The sequence below is a fragment of the Bacillus sp. EE-W1 genome (genome assembly GCF_009760835.1).
In the GTDB taxonomy this organism is placed as follows: Bacteria; Bacillota; Bacilli; order Bacillales; family Bacillaceae_G; genus Bacillus_A; species Bacillus_A wiedmannii.
This window is the reverse complement of the sequence record NZ_WIPE01000146.1, coordinates 1-1,435: the sequence shown is the minus strand read 5'-3', so window position 1 is coordinate 1,435 and position 1,435 is coordinate 1. Positions and strand designations below refer to the sequence as shown.

Annotated in this window: 1 protein-coding gene; it reads left to right on the top strand. The window is 34.4% G+C overall.

Annotated features, from left to right (window positions below):
- Positions 1–1,435, top strand: a 1,435-nt coding sequence (locus GFJ36_RS28650; protein WP_275940662.1) for a SpaA isopeptide-forming pilin-related protein, incomplete at both ends; no start/stop codon positions are given.

The following is a 1,435-nucleotide window of genomic DNA, read 5'->3' as shown; positions in this document are numbered from 1 at the left end:
AAACGGAAAAATTTCTGTTTCTGATTTACGCCCTGGAGACTATCAGTTCATTGAAACAAAAGCTCCTGAGCACTATGTATTAGATGAAACAACAATTCCATTTACAATTGAAAGAAGTCAAACGAAAGAGATCAATGTTACAGGCAAAAATGCTTTGAAAAACGGTAGCGTTGAACTAACAAAGATTGACGATATTGATATAAATACAAAACTTGCTAACGCCGTATTTAATTTATTAGATGCAGACGGAGAGCTAGTTGAAGAAGGCTTAAAAACAAATGATGAAGGTAAAATTGTTGTTGAAAACCTACGTCCTGGTACGTATCAATTCGTTGAAACAATTGCTCCTGAACATTACGATTTAGATAAAAAACCTATCGTATTTACAATTAAAAAGAGCCAAACTGAAACTCTTCATGTCACTGCTACAAATGCTTTAATAAAGGGTGCAGTTAAACTTTCTAAAGTAGATGATGTTGATGGCACTGTTCTTAAAGATGCAGTATTTAAAATTGTTAATATGAACGGTGATGTAGTTCATAAAGACCTTGTTACAAATGAACAAGGAATAATCGAAATTAACGACCTACGTCCTGGTGATTACCAATTTATCGAAACGAAAGCTCCTAAGCATTACGTTTTAGATGAAACACCAATCAAATTCACTATTGAAAAAGGACAGAAGAAAGCTATTTCTTTAACTGCTACAAATAGCTTAAAACAAGGTAGTATCGAATTACTTAAAGTTGATGATTTAAACACTCAAACAAAACTTGCCGATGCGGTATTTAATTTACTAGATCAAGATGGCAAAGTACTTAAAACAGATTTAAAAACAAACAGTGAAGGTAAAATCGTTATCGAAAACTTACGTCCTGGTACGTATCAATTCGTTGAAATAACGGCTCCTGAACACTATGATTTAGACAAAAAACCAATTATATTTACAATTGAAAAAAGCCAAAAAGATATTGCTACCGTTACTATGAAAAATAGTTTAACAAAAGGCGGCGTGGAACTTTCTAAAGTGGACGACGTCGATGGCACTACTCTTGAAGGCGCAGTATTTAAAATTGTGGATATGAATGGTACTGTAATTCACAAAAATCTTGTTACGAATCAACAAGGTAAAATTAGCGTTTCTGACCTACGTCCTGGTGATTATCAATTCATCGAGACAACGGCTCCGAAACACTACGATTTAAACAAAGAGCCAATTCCATTCACAATTACAAAGAGCCAAGCTGATCCTATCTCCGTTACAGCTACAAATAGCTTAACGAAAGGCGCTGTGGAACTTTCTAAAGTGGATGATGTAGATGGTACTGCTCTTAAAGATGCGGTATTTAAAATTACTGATCTGAATGGTAACGACATTCGTACTGAGCTTACAACAGATGTACATGGAAAAATTTCTGTTTCTGATTTACGTCCT